Below are 20,731 nucleotides of genomic sequence, written 5' to 3'. Positions count from 1 at the left end.
CTCGAAGATAAGCATACGATAAACAGCCGAATTTGTCAAGCAAATTTTATATTTTAACAAGTTTGGCGACCAGCTGTCAATATTTATTTTTCCGAAACATTTCAGAAGAACAGCAGATGTGCCAGGAGTGTGAATAATTCTGACAATTTGTTCCTTTACGAAAATGAAGGATATAATGCGTTCGCCAACTGCGCGAATTCCTGGATTGTTAAGGTCTCTCCGCGGCGTGATGGTTCGATGCCTGTCCCTTCAAGTGCTTCGATGATCGCTTCTTTCTTCGCCTTGCCTTCCGGAAGACCGGCTTGCAAGTTGTTGAAGATCGTCTTGCGGCGCTGAACGAACGAAGCACGGGTCACGGTAAAGAAAAACTTCTCGTCGGTTACTTGTGCGATCGGCTCGGTTCGTTTGATCATACGGATTACTGCGGAATCGACGTTCGGCTGTGGCATAAAGACGGTCGGTGGGACGATCATCGCAAGTTCCGCATGTGTATAGTACTGGATAGCAATTGACAACGAACCGTATGCTTTTGTTCCTGGCTTCGCCGTGATGCGTTCCGCCACTTCTTTTTGCAGCATGACGACAAGGCCACGGATCGGTAGGTTCTCTGTCAACAAACGGATGATGATCGGTGTGGTGATGTAGTAAGGCAAGTTGGCGACGACCATGATGTCTTCATAGCCGACCAATTGTTCGTCGATTGTTTTCTGGACGTCTGCTTTCAAGATGTCTGAATGGACGATGTCGATGTTGTCGTAAGGAGACAACGTGTCTTCGAGCACCGGCAGCAAGCGTTGATCGATTTCGAAGGCAAGAACCTTCCCTGCCTGACGCGCCAATTGTTCCGTCAATGCGCCGATGCCAGGACCGACTTCGATGGCAGCCGAGTCTTTCGTCAGCCCTGCGTGATCGACGATGTTGCGCAAAATGTTCGGATCGATCAAGAAGTTCTGCCCAAGGCTCTTCTTCACTTTCAGTCCGTATTTGTCCATGATCTGTTTCGTGCGAATCGGTGTTGCTATATCTTTGGTCATTCTTTTTCCTCCTGGTTCACCATTTGTACCGCCTGTCCGAATTGCTCTTTCGTGATGCCGAACAGCTGCAGGCGTTTATGCAGCTGCTTGCCATTTGTATAACCGATGCGTAAATGTGCGCCGACGCGTGTCCGTCGCTCCTTGGCGGCAGGATGTCCAATCAGCCGTGCATCGATCAGATCTTCCAATGTGATGAGAGACTTCTCAGAAGCAGTCCGGGGAGTGTACACGGCAGCTAACGCTTCGCGGATATCTGCATCACACGCATGCTCGATGCCAAGGCCTTTACCATTTTTGGCGATGGTCTTTTCCTTCGGTAAGAAGGCATGCTTCACTCCTGGGATATGTTCTTCAATAATAGCACGAATGCGCCGGCCAGGATAATCCGGATCGGTAAAAACGATGACGCCCCGTTTTTCCACTGCATGCGCGATTTTCATCAACGTCTCTTTTGAAATTGCTGAACCGTTCGTCTCGATCGTGTCTGCGTCTACCGCCCGCTTGATTGCGGTCGTGTCGTCTTTTCCTTCTACTATAATAAATTCTTGGATGCGCATATCGGTTCCTCTTTCCTTCGATGCCGTTTTAACCATAGTTTACGGGGTATACAGATAAAAAGCTTTCCCGGTGATTACCGGGAAAGCCAAGTTGCCTCGCTATTAATTAAGGATTTTGATCTTCACTTGCTTACGTCCGAATGCCAATGCATCCGAGCGGTTTGGAACGAAGATGTCGATTTTGTTGCCTTTGATTGCGCCGCCAGTATCGCCGGCAATCGCATTCCCGTAGCCTTCAACCCATACTTTCGTGCCGAGTGGGATAACGCGTGGGTCTACAGCGATGACTTTCAAGCCAGGATTCGCTTTCAAGTTGATGCCCGTTGCTGTAATCCCGGAACAACCAGCACAGCTAGCTGTATAAGCTGTTGCTGATACGTAGAACTCTTTGCCGCCAGAAGATGGTGCTGCAGCCGTTGATGCGGCTGTCGAAGCTTGTGTTGCAGCTGTTGTCGAAGCTGTTGTCGCTTTTGAAGAAGAAGCATTGCTGCGTGAAACGCTCGCAACGATCGTTTTCGTGCCTACTGCTGTAATTTGTTTCTTCGGCTGTTTCACAACTTTCTCTTCTTTCAAGTTGCGTTTCACTTCTTTGCCGTTTTCTTTGATGACTTCATATGTTTTCGAGATGACGCCGTTCTCGCCTTTTTGGACAAGCTTCTCTTTCCCTTTCAGGAGCGAATCATCTTTCTTCGTTTCTGAAGCGAATTTCATTGAATCCTCCACTACATCGGTGACCTTTTCTACGCGAACCACTTGAATTTTCGCATCTGGCTTCACTTCTTCGTCCATCGCCATCTCTACTCGATCAAGTTCTCCTAATTCGATTTTATGGTGCTTTAAAAGATCAGCGACCGTAGTCGAAGTGGACCATACTTTCTTCTCTTCCAAACCATTAAGGATTGTTACCTCATATGCTTTTTCGATCTCGATTGTTGTGTCCTCATCCACTTTTTCTTCCAGTGCCGGCACCACTTTATCGTGTTCCGTCACTTGAATGCCCGCTTTTGCCAAAATGGCGGATACCGTGTTATCTGTCGTCCATGCTGTTGCAGCTTCTCCATCCACTGCGAATGCATATTCTTTTGCCGCTTCCCATTCGACTGCTGTATCTTCTGTGATTGCTGTCTCTGTGGATTGGCTTAAATAGTCATGTTCTCCGACTGAAACTTCTTGTTCCGTCAAGAACTCGCCGAATGTATCTGCATGTGTGCGTACTTCTAGTTCTTCTCCGTTGGCTGTAAATGTTACGGTATTCTTCGTACCTTCATACACGGCAAATGTTAAAACTGCAGCAAAAAGCAGGAATGTAGCGATCGTGACCGCCATGGATTTTGCTGAAAAATTTTTCACATTCGTCCTATTTGTTGGTTCTTTCGTCAAAAATAACTCCTCCTTAGTTCACCTGAGCGATTATATAGAGTTCATTTCATGATGTCAAATTAATTGATATTTTTCTTAGCTTAATTTAAAGAAATTGATGGCATTTTTTGTCGTTTCTTCTGCCACCTCCTCGAGCGGCAACCCTTTCAAGCGGGCGATCTCTTCCGCTACGAGCGGGACGTATGACGGTTCATTTCGCTTCCCGCGATATGGATGCGGCGCCAAATAGGGTGCATCCGTCTCGATCATCAAATGCTTCAATTCGATTTCTTCCGCCACTTGCTTCGGTTTTTTGGCATTTTTGAACGTTACCGGTCCGCCAAGGGAAATCATGAAGTTAAGCGCAATGCTTTCCTTCGCAGACTCGACGCTCCCGCTGAAGCAGTGCATCACGCCGCCGATTTCTTCTGCGTGCTCTTCGCGTAAGATGCGCAGCACATCTTCCGTCGCATCCCGGTTATGGATGATGACCGGCAATTTCACGCGCTTCGCAAGATGAATCTGCTTGCGGAAAACTTCCTGCTGGATGTCTTTCGGTGACTTGTCCCAGTGGTAATCAAGACCCGTTTCACCGATGCCGACCACTTTTGGGTGGGCAGCAAGCTCTTCGATCCAAGCTAGGTCCTCTTCGGTGCAGTCGATTGCATCGACCGGATGCCAGCCGACGACTGCATAGATGAACGGATAAGCTTCAGCGAGCTCCAAAGCGCGCTTGATTGTCGGTCGGTCGAATCCAACGACGACCATCTTCTCCACTTGCTGTTGGCGTGCACGCTCGATTGCTTCTTCTATATCTTCATTAAATTGTTCTGCGTTTAAATGGACATGTGTATCGATAAACATTTTACATTCTCCTCACAATACTTCTTTATTTTAAACTTTTACGTTATGTCATTCTTCACGTGAATATTACATTTCGCTAACAAAACATGATAATCGTGTAACAATCCTGCCGGTAAGCAGTCCATTCGACTCGTGCTAGCATAAGAAAAACGCCCTACTTTCGTCAAGTAGGACGCTTTTTTGTGTATTTTTATTTGATTTTTGCACCGTTCGGTAATAGTTCTGCCACTTCTGCCAATTGGAGCAGTCCATCTTGTTCACCCGCAAGGATCATCCCTTGAGACAACTCCCCGCGCAGTTTAACTGGCTTCAAGTTGGCCACGACGACCACTTTACGTCCGACCAATTCCTCCGGCTTGTAGTGTTCAGCGATGCCCGACACTACTTGACGCTGCTCGTAGCCGAGATCCACTTGCAATTTGAGCAGTTTGGATGTTTTCGGTACCGGCTCACACGCTGTAACCGTCGCTGCGCGTAAATCAACTTTCATGAAGTCGTCGATTGTGATTTCTTCACCCTCAGGTGCATACATCACTTCCGCTTCTTCCTCAGTTTCTGTAACAGGACCGCGCATCTGTTCACGAATGTAGGCTACTTCCGGTTCGATTTCCAAACGTGGGAAGATTGGTGTTCCTTTCGCAATGACTTTTGTGCCTGCCGGAATGCCACCGAATGTTTCAAGCGTATCCCATGCCAATGCATCTTCGCTAAGTCCGAGCTGTTCGATGATTTGCTTCGGCGCATTCGTCAAGAACGGCTGCAGCATTACTGCGATCATCCGCAAGCTTTCTGCCAAGTGACCCATGACCGAATCAAGCTGCTCTTTTGATGCGTCGTCTTTCGCGAGTACCCACGGAGCCGTTTCATCGATGTATTTGTTCGTACGGGACACAAGGCTCCACACTTCCGACAACACGATACTGAACTGCATTTTTTCCATATGCTTTTCGTAAGCTGCGACAGCGTTACGCGCAGTTTCCTGCAACGCTTTGTCGAAGTCCGTTCTTTCCGTTCTGACAGCGGGGATATTCCCGTCGCAGTATTTATTGATCATCGACACGGTCCGGTTCAGTAAGTTCCCGAGGTCGTTTGCCAAATCGAAGTTCGTCCGTTCGATAAATGATTCTGGTGAGAAGACGCCGTCAGAACCGAATGGCAATTCACGCAACAAGAAGTAGCGTGTCGCATCCAGCCCGTAACGCTCGACAAGCATTTCGGGATAGACGACGTTGCCTTTTGATTTCGACATTTTGCCGTCTTTCATCATGATGAATCCGTGTGCGAAGATTTTCTTCGGCAGCGGAAGATCCAACGCCATCAAGAAGATCGGCCAGTAAATCGTATGGAAACGGACGATATCTTTCCCCACAACGTGCACATCCGCAGGCCAGTACTTGTTGAAAAGCGACTCATCATCCGAACCGTAGCCGAGTGACGTGATGTAATTGGACAACGCATCGACCCAAACATAGATGACGTGCTTCGAATCGCCAGGCACCGGTATGCCCCAGTCGAATGACGTACGTGAAACGGAAAGATCTTCTAAGCCCGGCTTGATGAAGTTGTTGATCATTTCATTCTTACGAGACTCCGGCTCGATGAATTCGACATGGTTCTCGTAGTAATCAAGCAAGCGGTCTGCATACTTCTTCATGTTGAAGAAGTACGATTCCTCTTTTACTTTATGGACAGGTCGTCCGCAGTCAGGGCAGTTGCCATCCTCAAGCTGTGCTTCCGTATAGAACGATTCACACGGCGTGCAGTACCAGCCTTCGTATTCCCCTTTGTAAATGTCGCCATTATCGAGGAATGTCTGGAAGATCTTTTCGACACTCTTCTTGTGGCGCTCTTCTGTCGTCCGAATGAAATCATCGTACGTGATATCCATGATCGACCATACTTTTTTGGCAGCATTCGCCATCTCGTCCACGAACAGCTGTGGCTCTTTGCCGGCTTCATTCGCCTTTTCCTCGATTTTCTGGCCATGTTCATCCATGCCCGTGAGGAAGCGGACATCGTAGCCTCTCAAGCGCTTATAGCGAGCCATTGCGTCTGACGCAACAGTCGTATAAGCCGTTCCAATATGGAATTTTCCGCTTGGATAATAAATGGGTGTGGTTAAATAAAATGTTTTGTCGGTTCCTGTCACGAAAAATTCCCCCAGTTCAATGTTCTACTCTCATTTTAGCGAAGGAAGACGCTTTATACAATCCTTCAGCTTCTTCTTTCCACTACTCTGAAATTAGTGGTCGTACCAATTCGTAGCAAAAGAATGTTAAGAATAATACGATTTCACTGTAAATGGTGGTTGTTTTTCGTTGACCAAAATGTAAGTTGTTGGTATCATTTATGACAGGAAGTGGGAAATGTCGAATTTTGACGAAAAACCTGCAAATATGAGAGGAGAAATGGACATGAAATCAACTGGAATCGTGAGAAAAGTAGATGAACTTGGCCGCGTAGTTATTCCAATCGAATTGCGCCGCACATTGGACATCGCTGAAAAAGATGCTTTGGAGATTTATGTAGATGATGACAAGATTATCTTGAAAAAATATATGCCAAACATGACTTGTGCAATCACAGGGGAAGTTTCTGATGACAATATGCGCCTTGCTGGTGGCAAATTGATCTTGAGCCCTGAAGGTGCCGATATCCTGGTAAAAGAAATCCAAAACAGCTTGAAGTCATAATCAAATGGCAGGGCAGCCGATCGCTTCCCCGCCATTTTTTCGTTCTCTTCTATAAGAATACAACAGGGCACACTGGATTTTCAGCGTGCCCTGTTTCTGATCCATTTACTTATGATACGCGTCGTAAACTTCGCGCTTTGGCAGCTTCCGGTCGACCGCTACTTGCTTGATCGCGTCTTTGGACCTTCTATCGTCCTTCGCCATCACTTGTTCGACATGTTCAGCGATTTCCAGCTTCTGCCACCATACCTCTTGCTCCGGCTGTTCTTCTTCGGAACTTCCTTCCACGACGAGACAGAACTCGCCGCGCATTTCGTTCGTTTCCGCCCACTCCAACGCTTCAGCAAGTGTCCCACGCAGGAACTCTTCGAATTTCTTCGTGATTTCCCGGCCCAAGACGATGCGCCTGTCGCCTCCGAATACCGTATTGAACCCTTTCAGGCATTCTTTCAGCCGATGGGGCGCTTCGTAGAACAGCAACGTTTCCTGCCGGCGGGCCAGTTTTTCGAGCTCGGTGACCCGCTCCTTTTTCTTACGCGGCAAGAAGCCATAAAACAGAAACGGCTGTGGGGAAATCCCGGATACGATCAATGCGCTGAGCGCTGCATTGGCGCCCGGCACCGGTACGACGCGGTAGCCTTCCTCCAGCGCCTTATGGACGATGTCTTCACCCGGATCGGAAATGCACGGCATGCCTGCATCACTGACGAGTGCGACGGATTGTCCGTTGTCCAGGAAGGATAGGATTTTATGCCCACCGCTTTCCTGGTTGTGCTCATGGTAGCTGACCAGTTTCGTCTCTATCGCGAAATAATTACACAAGTGCTTCGTATTGCGCGTATCCTCTGCCGCAATCACATCGACCTCTTTTAATAAACGCAAGGCGCGCATCGTGATGTCTTCCAGATTACCGATCGGTGTCGCGATGAGATAAAGCGTCGGCTCATCTCCTTGAAAGCTTTTTTGTGAGTTCATCCAAGTTCCTCCTGTTTCCCGGATATGTGTTGAATTTTCTGCGCTTTCGTCAATTGCTTGAACGCATATTCCGCCCGCATCGCTTCCGTTTTCGTGCCGAATGCTTCCTGGTGCAATAAGACAACTGGCCTCTTTGCCCGCGTGTATTTTGCACCTTTCCCGGCATTATGAGTCGCCACACGCTTCTCCACATCCACTGCATACCCGGCATAATACGAACCATCCGCGCATTCAAGCACGTAGAAAAAATGTTCATTCCCCATACAGCAGTTCCCGCACTTCTTCCGTGTATTCGTTATCATCGGTGTAGACGATTAGCGGCGGCAATACTTTCAAGTCCGGCTTGCCGTCTTTCACGCCTTCGATCAACAACGTATTCGCCTCTTTCCCTGCCTTCGGGTAGATGAGCCGGATCCGCTTCGGCTCCAGCCGGTTTCTCCGCATCGCTTCGATGATGTCGATCAGTCGTCCCGAACGATGGACAAACGCCGCTTTGCCGCCCTGCTTCAACAACTGGCTGGCTGAACGAATCGACTCATCCAACGTCAAATGCAGCTCGTGACGGGCAATCGCCATGAATTCACTGATGTTTTTCTCGCTTCGTTCATGGGCAGGGAAATACGGTGGATTGCACGTCACCGCATCGTACTTCTCGATGCCGAGGACAGCTGGAATGTCTTTCACATCTCCTTCCAAGATTTCGATCTGCTGCTCCAGTTTGTTGTATGCCACGCTGCGCCGTGCCATGTCGGCAAGCCGCGCCTGCAGCTCTACACCGATGATCGGCGACTCCGTCCGTGCGCTCAAAAAGAGCGGGATAGCTCCGTTTCCAGTACATAAATCGACAATTCTCCCACGTTTATTGCGCGGAATGTGCGCAAAACGGGCAAGCAGTACAGCATCTAATGAAAATGAGAAAACGGACGGACTTTGGATGATCCGTAAATCTTCTGCCAGTAAATAATCGAGTCGCTCGTCGTCCAATAACATCGCGCACCCTCCTTCTTCCATAATAAAAGGCTCCGCCGTCTAACTGGCAGGAGCCTCTAACTGCGGTTCATCAGGCTTTGCACCTTCACCGTCTCAATTCTGCTTGTTCAAGAATGATAAGCAGAACAGGCAATCATCGCCTTTTCGTGAACTGCCGAAATGAACATTACAGACATGATATCCTTCATGATACAGCCGCGCCAGGTTGTCATAGCCTTCGCCGATTTCCATGGCAGCCCGCTGCAGTTTGCCAGTCTTCACGGCAGGCGGTGTTTGTGGAACTTCTGCATGAAGCTCTTCCAACCGCTTGCGCAAATGATGGTTCTCCAATTGCAGTGCATGATGTTCTTCCATCGTATGGGCTACGACGGCTTTCAATTCACTGAATTGCTGCTGCATCGATTCCAGCTGCTGCTCGAAATCCATGACAGTATCTAAAAAGTTCCGTTCCTTCACTTCTAACACCTCACGCTCTCGTTCCTTGATCCACCAACTCATCCAATGTATATTCCAGCGGCTGATCGTGGTCGGCGATCCGGATTTTCAGCACCCGTTCCAATAGATTCATGGATACAACGCGTCCTTGGCCGTCCGGAGTCGTCACTTGCTCACCCACATCCGGCATCGCTTTTTTCGCTTCTTCGTATTCATCGTTTTCATATTTCAGGCAACACATCAACCGTCCGCACAATCCTGAAATCTTCGATGGATTGAGTGAAAGATTTTGATCTTTCGCCATTTTGATCGACACTGGTTCAAAATCACCAAGGAATGTCGAACAGCAAAGCATCCGGCCACAAGGACCGATGCCACCAAGCATCTTCGCTTCATCGCGCACGCCGATTTGGCGCAGCTCGATCCGCGTCCGGAACACAGACGCCAGATCCTTTACCAAGTTCCGGAAGTCGACACGCCCTTCGGCAGTGAAATAAAAGATAATCTTGTTGCGGTCGAATGTGAATTCAACATCGACAAGATTCATTTCCAGCTTATGATCGACAATCTTCCCTGTGCCGACTTCGAATGCATGTTGCGCTTCCAGCCGGTTGTCTTCCACTTGCTGGCGGTCGCGCTCCGATGCCACACGCACCACTTGCTTCAGCGGCAGTACGACATCGTTTTCCCCAACTTCTTTGACAGCGACGACGACTTTCCCATACTCGACGCCACGTGCCGTTTCGACGATGACATAATCGTCTTTATTGATCACAGATTCACCAGGATCGAAATAATATATTTTACCCGCTTTTTTGAAGCGGACACCTATCACTTTATACAATTGCTTACCCCTCCTGCAGATTTAGCATCAACTGCTCCATCAGCAACGTCCGGTTCATATTACGCGGCAATTGCTGCTTTGCTTGCAGTATCGCTTGCAGCTGATCAGACAGCGCGGTATACGAACGCTGAAGAGCCATCTGCTTCCAAGTTTCTTCCATGTCCGGATACGTATAAACCGTTTCGAGTCCTGCCTTCGCGGAAGCAATGTCCCGATAAGCAAATAATAACATGTCCAGACCTCTTTCGGCATCTTCTTTTTCCTTGAAAAGCGGAAGCCAGTCCGATTGAACCATTAAAAGTGCTTCATGAATATCAGCAGCAACGGCCGTCACTAGTTTCAAGACGGTCTTGCGTTGCTGCAGAAACTGCTCGTCCTCTGCAAGAAGCGCTGCCTGTTCTGCGCTTTGTGTCAGCATGCTGACCGTCGCTGCAAGTGATAGCGCCATGCCACTGCCTTTCAAGTTCTCCAGTAAAACTTCCCGCGATAGCGGCTGGAATGAAATGAGCTGGCAGCGTGAACGGATCGTCGACATGATGGAATGCAAGCGTTCTGTCAGTAGAATCGCTGTCACATCTTGCCCCGGCTCTTCCAGGAACTTCAGAAGTGCGTTCGCTGACGATTGGTTCATGCGATCCGCTTCTTCGATGATGTAGATTTTCCGGCCGCTCGTAAAGCCGGTCTTGCTCATCATGGCGATCAGTTCACGGATCTGGTCGATCTTGATGAATTGTCCATCCGGCTTGATTGTCGAAATGCCGGGGTGATTCCCAGATTCATACAGCCGACAACTTCTACATGTTTCACATGGAACATTTTGTACGGGATTTTCGCAAAGTAATAACTTCGCGAAAAAACCGCTTATTTCACGCTTTCCAGCTCCAGCCGGACCTTCGAATAAATAGGCATGCGCCAACCGCTCCTTCTCGAATGCCTGCTGCAGCCGCTTCATAACGACCGGCTGGATTCGTTCAAACGTCTTCCCTGTCTCCAGCATATCTCTCACCTTCAGACTTTGCAAAAAATCCCGTGCCCTAAAAGGGGTCACGGGTCATATGACTGCAATGGGCCGGTTTTCCTGCCCACCCTCTATTCAAAAATGATGGAATTGTTCGATCGGCAAGACGAAAATCGTTGCACCGCCGACTTCCACTTCCACTGGATAAGGAATGTAAGAGTCCGCATTTCCACCCATCGGTGATACTGGCGCCACCATCTGTTCACGTGAACGGCAATTATCACGAATCAAATCCAATAGTTTCGGCACGAGTTGATCATCGACACCGATCAAGAACGTTGTATTCCCTGAACGCAGAAAGCCTCCTGTACTGGCAAGCTTCGTGGCCCGGAAGTCATTTTTCGTCAATGCGTTGGACAAACGGTTGCTGTCCTGGTCCTGTACAACTGCGACTACAAGTTTCATCAGCTTTCACTCCTTTTCAGCATTCCTACCCTATCTCAATTATAACACGAACAAAAACAACCTGGGTGAGTTTCACAAGTATGAATCAATGATTTTCATAGCGGCACGGCTAACTTCCTCCAGCCCTTGCTCTGCATCGACGACGCGGATCCGCTTCGGGAAGCGCTCAATCAACAATCGGTATCCTTCACGGACCTCGTGATGGAACTTCAGCGATTCGATGTCGAGACGGTTGATTTCGCGTGTCTCATCTTTCTCGATCCTGCCGAGCCCCGTTTCCGGTGACACGTCGAAGAACAATGTGACGTCCGGCAAGTAAGAATCGACTGCAAAACGGTTGATTGCATACACTTCATCGACGCCTAACCCCCTTGCATGGCCTTGGTACGCGAGGCTGCTATCGATAAAGCGGTCACACAGGACGATCTTCCCTGCGTTAAGTGCCGGCACGATTTTCTCCACTAAGTGCTGACGGCGAGCTGCTGCGTATAACAGCGCCTCTGTCCGGGCATCCATCCCTGTATTGGCAAGATCCAGAATCACGGAACGGATCTGTTCCGCAATCTCGATACCGCCCGGCTCACGTGTCTGGACGACTTCATGCCCCATCGCCTCAAGCTCCGCTTTGATTCGTGCAGCAGCGGTCGTTTTCCCTGATCCTTCTCCGCCTTCTAAACTGATAAAACAACTCATCCCTATCTCTCCATTCCGATATTAACGCTTCATGACCTTCAGTAATTTTTCCTTCAGCCGGTGCTCTCCTTGAATCGAAGCACCAAATGCAAGGTTATCCATCAATAAGGCAAGCTTTTCCGTGCTCCACACTTCCCCCGGAACGATCAACGGAATTCCTGGTGGATATGGAATGACCGCCCCGGCTGATACTCGCCCGGCCGCTTTTGTCCACGGCACCCATTCACACCCTGCAGACGAGACTTCCCGGAATGTATACTCTGGCTCACTCATCATCTCTTTTTGGAAAGGGGCTGCCAGCCATTCCGTACGCGGTTTGCTCGCCAATGCTTTCACGGCATCCTTGATACGGCTGCGGATTTCCGCAAACGGGAAGCTCTGCCCACTCTTTAGGAGTGGCAGCACAAGAAGCACTTGGTATGCATCCGCCAGTTCCGGATAGATGCCTTCCGCTTCCAGCTGCTCTTTCAATTGAAAGCCGCTCCACCTTTCCACCCGCAGCATCAGCTTCAGTGGATCGTCCGACTCAACGACCGTCAGTTTCGGGATGGCAGAAAGCCCTTCTAAGAACAGGCGGCGCTTCTCCTCGAAGGAACGGTGGTCGGCTTGTGTATATGTATGAAGATACGCGCGTGCATCGTCCAAAGAAGCCATCAGCAAATATGACGGGCTGCTCGATTGCAGCATGCGCAAATATTTTGTGAGCTGCTCCGGCTTGACCATCTCTCCTTGCACATGCAAAAACGAGCCCATCGTCATCGCCGGCAACGTCTTGTGCGCTGAATGCACGACGACATCTGCGCCGTGCACTAGTGCCGATGCAGGGAACGGACCCCCGATGCGTAAATGGGCACCGTGCGCTTCATCGACGAGTACTGGCACTTCGTATTGGTGAGAAAGTGCGATGATTGCTTCCAGCTCCGCCTGGACGACACCGTAATAGTTCGGGCTCGTCAAGACCACTGCTTTGGCATCCGGGTACTGTTGCAGCGCCTGTTCCACTTGCAGCGCCTCAAGTCCTGCGGCCGTCATCGTCTCCTCGTCCCATGTAGGCGTCAGGAAAACAGGGACCGCTGCAGCAAGTTCGAGCGCGTGGAAAATCGACTTATGGCAGTTCCGCTGGACGATGATCCGGTCACCCGGCTCACAAACCGCATAGATCATCGCAAGGTTGCCGGCAGTGGAACCATTGACAAGGAAGAAGCTCTCTTCTGTCCCATATGCTTCTGCAAGCAGCTCCTGTGCTTCCCTGATCGCCTCTTCCGGATGATGCAGATCATCCAAGCCTTCCAATTCCGTCACGTCATAAGCGAGCGCTGGCCGGATCGCGTCCGGAAGCGTCGACAGTAATCCGTTTTTGTGCCCCGGCACATGGAACGATACCGGCTGTTGCTGTTGGAATTTCAGCAACGCTTCTACTAGCGGGCGACGTTGTGTCATCTCGATCATCCTTCTTGTTTATTGTGCTTTCATTATACCGAAAAACACCGATGATTTCGGCATTTACGTTCCTCTTTGAAAATCGGCAACAAAAAAAGCCGGAATCGAAATTCCAGCCCTACGTGATTAATGGATCTTCACTTGACGATGCCGAGCTTCTTTCAGCAGGAACAAATATTTGCTCTCTGCAATTTTCCGTTCCGCTTCCGCATACCCGTCATAATCATCCAGCAATTCATCGAGTCGTTTCGCCCTGCGCCATTCGCGACCCGCTGCCGTGAATTGTTCGAGCAGCTGGTCGTCGAACTCTTTTTTCAAGCGACCTTTTTTGGAAAACAGCATGTTCGGTTACTCCTCTTTACAGTTCACGCCGTCCTTCAAGTGCCTTCGATAGCGTCACTTCATCCGCATACTCCAAATCGCCGCCGACCGGTAGTCCATGAGCAATCCGCGTTGTCCGGATGCCTGATGGTTTGACGAGTCTGGAAATATACATCGCTGTCGCTTCCCCTTCGATCGTCGGATTCGTCGCCAGAATCAGCTCCTGTACTTCTTCGTTTTGCAGACGCTTCAACAAAGAAGGAACGTTGATATCTTCCGGACCGATTCCTTCCATCGGTGAGATCGCTCCTTGCAACACATGGTATAGACCGGAGTAATCACGCATCTTCTCCATCGCGATGACGTCTTTCGGATCTTGCACGACACAGATTGTCGAACGGTCGCGCTGCTGATCCTGACAGATGTGACATGGGTCCGTATCTGTGATGTGTCCGCAAACCGAGCAATAGCTAAGATTACGCTTCGCATCAACCAATGCTTTGGCAAAATCGAGGACGGTGTCTTCTTTCATTCCAAGCACAAAAAATGCCAGACGGGCCGCTGTTTTCGGCCCAATCCCTGGCAATTTCATGAAACTTTCCATTAATTTCGAAATGGGTTCAGGATAATGCATCAGTATTTCCCTCCTAGAACATGCCTGGGAGATTCAAGCCCTTCGTAAATTTCCCCATTGTTGCATTTGCATGCTCATCCGCTTTTTTAAATGCTTCGTTTGTTGCAACGACGATTAAGTCTTGCAATGTATCGATATCTTCTGGATCTACGACTGCTTCGTCAAGCACTACGTCAAGAACTTCTTTATGACCAGAAACGATCACTTTGACCATGCCGCCGCCTGTTGTTCCTTCGAACTGCATTGTCCCTAGTTCTTCTTGGGCTTCCGCCATCTGTTTCTGCATTTTCTGCATTTGTTTCATCATGCCTTGCATATTTCCTCCACCGCGCATGTTAATTCCTCCTTTGAATAGTAAACATTATTCATCATGCACTTCGACAAACTCTTTGCCGAAAAGACGTTCCGCTTCGGCGATGAACGGATCTTCCTCCGCTCCTTGTCCTTCCGGGAACGGATGATCTTCCGGTGCATCTGCCTGGCTGTCTTCTGTACTTGATTTTTTGCCATTGCTTCTGATGAACTCTTCACGGATCTTCAACCAGCTCGCCTCAGGCACGAAGATCGGCAAGTACGCCTGTCCTGTGTGCTGCTGCAAAAGCTGACCGAATGTCGAAGCGAAACTCCGGTTATCCGCGGCCATCTGACAATGGATATCATACTTGAATTTTAACACAAATGCATCATTTGATGCTGCTACCGGCTCCGCTTCATTCAATAAAGCGGAGTGTGATTTCTGCAATTGGCCAAGAACCGTCGCCCAATGCGATTTGATGGTCTGGATATCCGTCTTCGTCGCATTTTTCAGCACTTCCTCAATCCGTCCCACCGGTACTTTGAATGTGCTTTGTGGACGCTGACGGCGCTTCGCTTCGGCTGCTGGGGCCCCTTGTGCCGGAGCTCCATTCTTCAACTCGTTCTGTAAGTCGAGGACGAGCTGTTCCAGCCGCGCCACTTTGCCTTCGAGCTCCGGAGACGCGGCGGACGCTTGCTGGACGACTGCCGGCGTTGCTTGGACGATGCGCAACAGCGCCGTCTCCATGTAGATTTTCGTGTGGTTGGAAAAACGCATCTCTTGCTGAGTTTGCGTCAAAATACTGATCCAGTCATAAAGCTGTGCTGCTTCGACGCGTTGTGCCAGCTCTTCGAAGCGTGGTTCGAATGTCGCGAGCTCCAGCATATCGGTCAAGTCCGGTGCTGTTTTGATGACCAGTAAATCTCTGAAGAACGTGGTGAAATCCTCAGCTAACCGGACAGGGTCTTTCCCGTCCTGCACAAGCTTCTCCAATAAAGAAAGTGCTATGCCGACCTCTTTTTCGAGCAAGGCATCCGCAATCTCGTAAAACAGCTGCTGCCCGATCGAGCCAGTAACAAGCAGTGCGTCTTCCACCGTCATTTCTTCTCCACTGAACGAAACGACCTGATCGAGTAAGCTGAGTGCATCTCGCATGCCGCCCGCCGCTGCTTGCGCAATAATCTTCAGCACTTGTTCGTTGTAAGGAATCTCAGCATCCGTCAGTACTTCCACCATCCGGCTGACGATATCCGCCTGTGACAAACGTTTGAAGTCGAAGCGCTGACAACGGGAAATGATCGTCAACGGCAACTTGTGCGGCTCTGTTGTCGCCAAGATGAACACCGCATGTTCCGGTGGTTCTTCCAACGTTTTCAGCAACGCGTTGAACGCGCTGTTTGATAACATATGCACTTCATCGATAATATATATTTTAAATCGTGCGTTCGCTGGGGCAAAATGGACCTTCTCGATGATCTCCCGCATTTCTTCCACACGTGAATTGGACGCCGCATCGAACTCGATGACATCCGTATTCGAGCCTTCTGTAATACTCAGGCAAGAAGCACAAGCGTTACAAGGTTCTGCAGCAGGAGATTGTTCACAGTTCAGCGCTTTCGCGAATATTTTCGCAGCACTTGTCTTCCCAGTCCCACGAGGCCCTGAAAACAGATAGGCGTGCGTTGTCTTATTGTAAAGGAGAGCGTTTTGCAGGGTTTGTTTGACGTGCGTCTGTCCCGTCATTTCGGAGAATGACTGAGGTCGGTACACACGGTAAAAAGCTTGGTACGTCAACGTTTTCCCCTCCTCCTCTGATTTTTGTAAGTCATCCTCCATTATACCATAGACCGTACGTGGCTGAATGGTTTGTTCTCCTATCCGAAGACATGAAAAAACCTGCCTGCCGATCATCGGCAAACAGGTTTGGATCATTATGATTAATGCCGTGCACCTTTCTCTGACTGCTGCACACAAGCGTTACTCTTGTCGTTGGCTCGATCTAGGCGATCCCGCGGCACATGAGAATGTCCACTTAATGCTGCTTCCTTCCGGACCTGACATGGTTCATGGGTTCGCATTGCGCAGGACCCAGATGTCAACACTACGTGCAAGAGGCTGACCTCGCAATACAAACAGCCTCGAAAAGGAATTCAGTCCTGCTAGAGCGGATTGCAGGTGATAGGGCACCGCTACCTCCCCACCTAGCACGGCATTTACTAGTATATAAAACTTCGACTGAAAAATCAAATCAAATCACGCCGTTCCAAGAAAAAAGCCCGCTATTTCCGTTTACCGGAAAAGCGGGCTTTGGCAACAATCGATTATTCAGAGATTGTTACATCTTTCAATTGGTAGATACCTGAAGTATCGATTGAGAATCCTTCAACTTTATCGGAAATCCCGTTCAAATATTCAGTGTGAAGCAAGAATGCCATTGGTGCATCGTCAGTTAGAAGCTGAGCAGCTTCTGCGTAAAGCTCTGCACGTGCATCCGGATCTGCTTCACGGCGACCTTCGTCTAACAAAGCATCGACTTCTTCATTTGTGTAGAATGAACGGTTACCTGGGTTACCGTGCTGTGAAGAGTGGAACAATGCGTACATGCCGTAGTCAGCGTCTCCTGTCGGGTTAGACCAACCAAGGATGAACATGTCGTGCTCACCTGCAGCTGTTTGCTCAAGGTATGCACCGAATTCCATAACTTCGATCGAAACGTCGATGTTCAATTCAGCAAGGGCTTCTTGAACAAGTACTGCGATCGCTTGACGTTGTGGGTTATCGTTTGTCCAGATGGAAGTAGAGAATCCTTCAGCCATGCCCGCTTCTTCAAGAAGTGAACGCGCTTGGTCCATGTCGAATTCTACAGCATCGATGTCTTCAGTATAACCGAAGATTCCTGGAGCCAATGGTCCGATTGCCGGGATACCAAAATCTTCATAGACACCAGAGATGATTGCCTGGCGGTCGATTGCATAAGAGATCGCCTGACGTACCAATGGATCGTTGAATGGTTCTTTTTCTGTGTTGAAGCCAAGGTATGCAAGGCTTGAAGATGGTGTTTGCATCACTGACGCTACGCCAGAGTTGTTCAAACGTTCCACTTCGTTCGGTTGAACCGGATCGATGATGTGAACGTTCCCTGTTTCAAGATCCGCTGCACGTACCTGAGAGTCAGGAACAACGCGGAATGTTACAGAATCAACGTTTGCTGGAGTATCCCAGTATTCTTCATTTTTCACAAGCTTGATTTCAGAGCCTGGGCTCCAAGAATCGAACTTGAAGTAACCTGTGCCGACTGGCTCTTGAGAAACGACAGAACCTGGATCAGCTCCGCCTTCAAGTGCTTCGTAGTCTGCTGTGATCTGTGTTGGAGAGATCATTCCCCCACCGTTGTGTGAAAGGTGAGCCAATAGTGGAGCGAATGGATATTCAGTCGTGATTTCTACTTCATAGTCGTTGATCGCTTCTACGCTTGTAATCATTTCATAAAGGAAGTAACGTGGTGAAGCAATTGCTTCGTCCAGTACACGCTCAAGGTTCATTTTTACTACTTCAGCGTTGAAGTCTTCGCCGTCATGGAATTTTACGCCTTCACGCAATTTGAATGACCAAGTCAATTCATCGACTTGCTCCCATGATTCAGCCAGACCAGGAACGATTTCGTTGTTATCGTTGCGGTTGACCAATGTCTCATAGATATTTGCTTGAACTACGGATGATGGCACGTCGTTTGAACCGTGCGGATCAAGTGAAGATGCATCGGAAAGTACTGCTAGGACCAAGTCCCCACCAGCTGCTGCGTCTCCATTTTCTGTAGCATTGTTATCGTCGTCTGTGTCTGTTTCCCCGTCTGACGAATCTCCGTCACTGCCGCCTGCACAAGCTGCTAGAACCAGTGCCAACATCAATGTCATGAAAATCGCCCAAAGTGACTTTTTGGATAATGCCATAATTTGTTTCCCCCCATTTAAATCGTTTTTCGAATACTACGAAGGACATAATATTCTGAAAACAATATAGCATAAATTCCCCTTGAAGACAATGCAATATATTCTTTTTTTCCAAACATTCAGCAATGTTCCGTGCTATTCGATATACAGAAATACTAATAATTAAGATTCCCCCTATTTATTATTAATGAAAAAATATTTCAGTATAGCTATACCTTTTTCTGAAAAATCCTTCTATTTAGTTCATTCATAAAATAGGTTAACAATGCCTATCATTTTTAAGCATTTTCTAGTAAAATTAAAAAGTCTAATAATTTTAGATAGTTATTTTCTAATAGAAAGGGTGCTTTTCAATGAGTGAAGAAACAGTGAATCAACCCGTCACTGCCAAGCGTGTCAATCCACGCGTTGAAAGCTATAAACAGTTTTGGCGGCGCCTCAGAAAAAACAAAGGTGCGGTCATCGGTGGTATTCTGATTCTCTTCTTTATCGTCCTAGCATTTGTCGGACCATGGATCGTCACTTCATTCACTGACTTGCGGCCGAATGCGACCGATCTTACCAATAAACTTGCCGGTCCTTCCGCAGCACACTGGCTCGGTACCGATGGGTTCGGACGTGATATCTTCACCCGCCTTATTTTCGGTACGAAATTGACTTTGTATGTTGGGTTCTTCTCGGTTCTCCTCGGTGGAGTGATCGGGGTCATCTTCGGGATCGTAGCAGGCTATTACGGCGGCAGAGTCGATACCATCATCATGCGTTTGATGGATGTCCTTCTTGCATTCCCTGGAATCCTGCTTGCACTTGCAATCGTAGCGGTCCTTGGCGGTAGCTTGACGAACGTCATCATCGCGGTCGGGATTTTCTCGGTGCCGGCATTCGCCCGTATCGTAAGGGGGTCGACCTTATCCGTCAGGAAGCTGGAATACATAGATGCGGTACGCGCACTCGGAGCTTCCGATTTCAGAATTATTTTTAAACATATCTTGCCGAACATCCTGTCACCGATCATCGTTCAAGCATCCCTCCGTGTTGCGACAGCGATTCTGACAGGTGCTGGACTTTCCTTCCTCGGTCTCGGGGCACAGCCTCCTGCTCCTGAATGGGGCGCGATGCTGAACGAAGGACGTCAATACATGTATGAAGCCGGTCACGTTGCTTTATTCCCAGGTATTGCGATTGTAATTGTCGTACTCGCCTTCAACATCTTCGGTGATGGCGTACGCGATGCACTTGATCCAAAAATGAAAAAGTAAGAGAGGTGCGAAACGTTGACAAAATATATTATCCGACGTCTTCTACAGACGATCCCCGTACTGATCGGGGTAACGATTCTTGTGTTCTCCCTTATGCACCTTGTTCCTGGGGATCCTGCACAGATCGTCGCTGGTGAAGGCGCTTCTGAACAAACAGTAGAGAACATACGCGAACGATTAGGTCTTAACGAGCCGATCCCGGTTCAATATGGAACATTTCTTCTGAATGCTGTCCAGGGAGACCTCGGAGCTTCTGTACGCTCAGGCCGACCGGTCATGGATGAAATCGGCTCGAGGTTCTGGGTGACGGTGGAACTCGCCGTCTATGCCACAATCGTCGCCGTGATCTTCGGTTTGATCGCCGGGATCATCGCGGCAGTTCGCCATTCGACATTCGCTGACTCCGGCATCATGGTCGTGGCACTGTTCGGTCTTTCGATGCCGAACTTCTGGTTCGGGCTCTTGCTCATCCAGTGGTTCGCAATCGGGAACTGGATGCCTGAATCGCTCGAATTCCTCAAGATGCGGCCATCCGGCTGGGGAGACTCCTGGCGACAGATCATCCTGCCGGTGCTGACGCTCGGAACAGGTGGAGCCGCGATCATTGCGCGGATGACACGTTCTGCGATGCTTGAAGTCATCGATCAGGACTACATCCGTACTGCCCGCGCTAAAGGGGTATCGGAACAAGTCGTCACATACCGTCACGCATTGAAGAACGCATTGATTCCAGTCGTTACTGTCGTAGGTCTGGAGTTCGGTGGATTCCTTGGTGGTGCGGTCCTGACAGAAACGATTTTCGCCATCAACGGGATGGGACGTTTGACGATCGATGCGATCCGTACACGCGACTTCCCTGTCGTACAAGGAACTGTGTTGGTGATTTCCGTCATCTTCGTACTCGTGAACTTGCTTGTTGATATTTCATACCGCTTCTTGAACAAACGAATAGACTTGAATTAGAA

General features: G+C 49.0%; 22 protein-coding genes and 1 other RNA gene. 3 read left to right on the top strand and 20 right to left on the bottom strand.

Going from position 1 to position 20,731, the window contains the following annotated elements; translation table 11 throughout:
• Positions 1-155: 155 nt before the first annotated feature.
• The 5 genes from rsmA to metG form a co-directional block, all read right to left on the bottom strand.
• On the bottom strand, positions 156-1,034 hold the full coding sequence (gene rsmA / locus GIW82_RS14065) for a 16S rRNA (adenine(1518)-N(6)/adenine(1519)-N(6))-dimethyltransferase RsmA (protein ID WP_154750590.1): 879 nt from the start codon (positions 1,032-1,034) through the stop codon (positions 156-158).
• Complete coding sequence (rnmV, locus tag GIW82_RS14060) at positions 1,031-1,591, bottom strand: ribonuclease M5 (RefSeq protein WP_154750589.1); 561 nt, start codon at positions 1,589-1,591, stop codon at positions 1,031-1,033. The genes rsmA and rnmV overlap by 4 nt, the downstream gene beginning before the upstream one ends.
• A 102-nt stretch (positions 1,592-1,693) precedes the next feature.
• Positions 1,694-2,971 (bottom strand): ubiquitin-like domain-containing protein, encoded by a 1,278-nt coding sequence (locus GIW82_RS14055; protein ID WP_370456250.1) that lies wholly within the window; start codon positions 2,969-2,971, stop codon positions 1,694-1,696.
• 75 nt (positions 2,972-3,046) lie between these two features.
• A complete protein-coding gene (locus tag GIW82_RS14050) occupies positions 3,047-3,814 on the bottom strand; it encodes a TatD family hydrolase (RefSeq protein ID WP_154750588.1) in 768 nt (255 codons plus the stop codon).
• A gap of 190 nt (positions 3,815-4,004) precedes the next feature.
• Positions 4,005-5,963 (bottom strand): methionine--tRNA ligase, encoded by a 1,959-nt coding sequence (gene metG, locus GIW82_RS14045; RefSeq protein ID WP_370456248.1) that lies wholly within the window; start codon positions 5,961-5,963, stop codon positions 4,005-4,007.
• Between the two features lie 265 nt (positions 5,964-6,228).
• Between metG and GIW82_RS14040 the strand changes: the two genes are divergently transcribed.
• Positions 6,229-6,507, top strand: a complete 279-nt coding sequence (locus GIW82_RS14040) for a transition state genes transcriptional regulator AbrB (RefSeq protein WP_154750586.1) — start codon at positions 6,229-6,231, stop codon at positions 6,505-6,507.
• Positions 6,508-6,612: 105 nt separating this feature from the next.
• Here the strand turns inward: GIW82_RS14040 and rsmI are convergent, their stop codons facing one another.
• The 15 genes from rsmI to GIW82_RS13965 form a co-directional block, all read right to left on the bottom strand.
• Positions 6,613-7,482, bottom strand: a complete 870-nt coding sequence (gene rsmI / locus GIW82_RS14035) for a 16S rRNA (cytidine(1402)-2'-O)-methyltransferase (protein WP_154750585.1) — start codon at positions 7,480-7,482, stop codon at positions 6,613-6,615.
• Positions 7,479-7,745 carry a GIY-YIG nuclease family protein gene (locus tag GIW82_RS14030; protein WP_154750584.1) on the bottom strand — a complete coding sequence of 89 codons (267 nt, stop codon included), beginning with the start codon at positions 7,743-7,745 and terminating at the stop codon, positions 7,479-7,481. Before GIW82_RS14030 ends, rsmI begins: the two co-directional genes overlap by 4 nt.
• On the bottom strand, positions 7,735-8,472 hold the full coding sequence (locus GIW82_RS14025) for a tRNA1(Val) (adenine(37)-N6)-methyltransferase (RefSeq protein WP_370456247.1): 738 nt from the start codon (positions 8,470-8,472) through the stop codon (positions 7,735-7,737). Before GIW82_RS14025 ends, GIW82_RS14030 begins: the two co-directional genes overlap by 11 nt.
• A 93-nt stretch (positions 8,473-8,565) precedes the next feature.
• Positions 8,566-8,928, bottom strand: coding sequence for a DNA replication initiation control protein YabA (gene yabA / locus GIW82_RS14020; protein WP_370456251.1), 363 nt, complete (start codon positions 8,926-8,928; stop codon positions 8,566-8,568).
• Between the two features lie 10 nt (positions 8,929-8,938).
• Positions 8,939-9,751 carry a PSP1 domain-containing protein gene (locus GIW82_RS14015; protein ID WP_154750581.1) on the bottom strand — a complete coding sequence of 271 codons (813 nt, stop codon included), beginning with the start codon at positions 9,749-9,751 and terminating at the stop codon, positions 8,939-8,941.
• A gap of 4 nt (positions 9,752-9,755) precedes the next feature.
• Positions 9,756-10,748, bottom strand: coding sequence for a DNA polymerase III subunit delta' (gene holB, locus GIW82_RS14010; RefSeq protein WP_154750580.1), 993 nt, complete (start codon positions 10,746-10,748; stop codon positions 9,756-9,758).
• Between the two features lie 96 nt (positions 10,749-10,844).
• Positions 10,845-11,174, bottom strand: a complete 330-nt coding sequence (locus tag GIW82_RS14005) for a cyclic-di-AMP receptor (protein ID WP_154750579.1) — start codon at positions 11,172-11,174, stop codon at positions 10,845-10,847.
• A 72-nt stretch (positions 11,175-11,246) separates the two neighbouring features.
• Entirely contained in the window at positions 11,247-11,867 is a 621-nt protein-coding gene (tmk, locus tag GIW82_RS14000; RefSeq protein WP_154750578.1) for a dTMP kinase, read from the bottom strand.
• Positions 11,868-11,888: 21 nt separating this feature from the next.
• The gene (locus tag GIW82_RS13995; RefSeq protein WP_195914063.1) at positions 11,889-13,307 is read right to left on the bottom strand and encodes an aminotransferase class I/II-fold pyridoxal phosphate-dependent enzyme; all 1,419 of its coding nucleotides are present in this window, start codon (positions 13,305-13,307) and stop codon (positions 11,889-11,891) included.
• 126 nt (positions 13,308-13,433) lie between these two features.
• On the bottom strand, positions 13,434-13,649 hold the full coding sequence (locus tag GIW82_RS13990) for a YaaL family protein (protein WP_154750576.1): 216 nt from the start codon (positions 13,647-13,649) through the stop codon (positions 13,434-13,436).
• A 16-nt stretch (positions 13,650-13,665) separates the two neighbouring features.
• Positions 13,666-14,262 carry a recombination mediator RecR gene (gene recR, locus GIW82_RS13985; RefSeq protein WP_154750575.1) on the bottom strand — a complete coding sequence of 199 codons (597 nt, stop codon included), beginning with the start codon at positions 14,260-14,262 and terminating at the stop codon, positions 13,666-13,668.
• Between the two features lie 13 nt (positions 14,263-14,275).
• Positions 14,276-14,596 (bottom strand): YbaB/EbfC family nucleoid-associated protein, encoded by a 321-nt coding sequence (locus tag GIW82_RS13980; protein WP_154750574.1) that lies wholly within the window; start codon positions 14,594-14,596, stop codon positions 14,276-14,278.
• A gap of 27 nt (positions 14,597-14,623) precedes the next feature.
• Positions 14,624-16,351, bottom strand: coding sequence for a DNA polymerase III subunit gamma/tau (gene dnaX / locus GIW82_RS13975; RefSeq protein ID WP_154750573.1), 1,728 nt, complete (start codon positions 16,349-16,351; stop codon positions 14,624-14,626).
• A gap of 149 nt (positions 16,352-16,500) precedes the next feature.
• An RNA gene (ffs, locus tag GIW82_RS13970) (signal recognition particle sRNA large type) lies at positions 16,501-16,767 on the bottom strand.
• A gap of 111 nt (positions 16,768-16,878) precedes the next feature.
• Positions 16,879-18,507 carry a glutathione ABC transporter substrate-binding protein gene (locus GIW82_RS13965; protein WP_154750572.1) on the bottom strand — a complete coding sequence of 543 codons (1,629 nt, stop codon included), beginning with the start codon at positions 18,505-18,507 and terminating at the stop codon, positions 16,879-16,881.
• A 353-nt stretch (positions 18,508-18,860) separates the two neighbouring features.
• On the opposite strand from GIW82_RS13965, the gene GIW82_RS13960 reads away from it, so the two are divergent.
• Together GIW82_RS13960 and GIW82_RS13955 are read left to right on the top strand one after the other, a co-directional pair.
• A complete protein-coding gene (locus GIW82_RS13960) occupies positions 18,861-19,766 on the top strand; it encodes an ABC transporter permease (RefSeq protein WP_154750571.1) in 906 nt (301 codons plus the stop codon).
• 15 nt (positions 19,767-19,781) lie between these two features.
• Positions 19,782-20,729 carry an ABC transporter permease gene (locus GIW82_RS13955; RefSeq protein WP_154750570.1) on the top strand — a complete coding sequence of 316 codons (948 nt, stop codon included), beginning with the start codon at positions 19,782-19,784 and terminating at the stop codon, positions 20,727-20,729.
• Positions 20,730-20,731 lie beyond the last annotated feature (2 nt).

This window comes from Planomicrobium sp. YIM 101495 (assembly GCF_009707665.1).
In the GTDB taxonomy this organism is placed as follows: domain Bacteria; phylum Bacillota; class Bacilli; order Bacillales_A; family Planococcaceae; genus Planococcus.
This window is presented reverse-complemented; position numbering and strand designations above follow the sequence as displayed.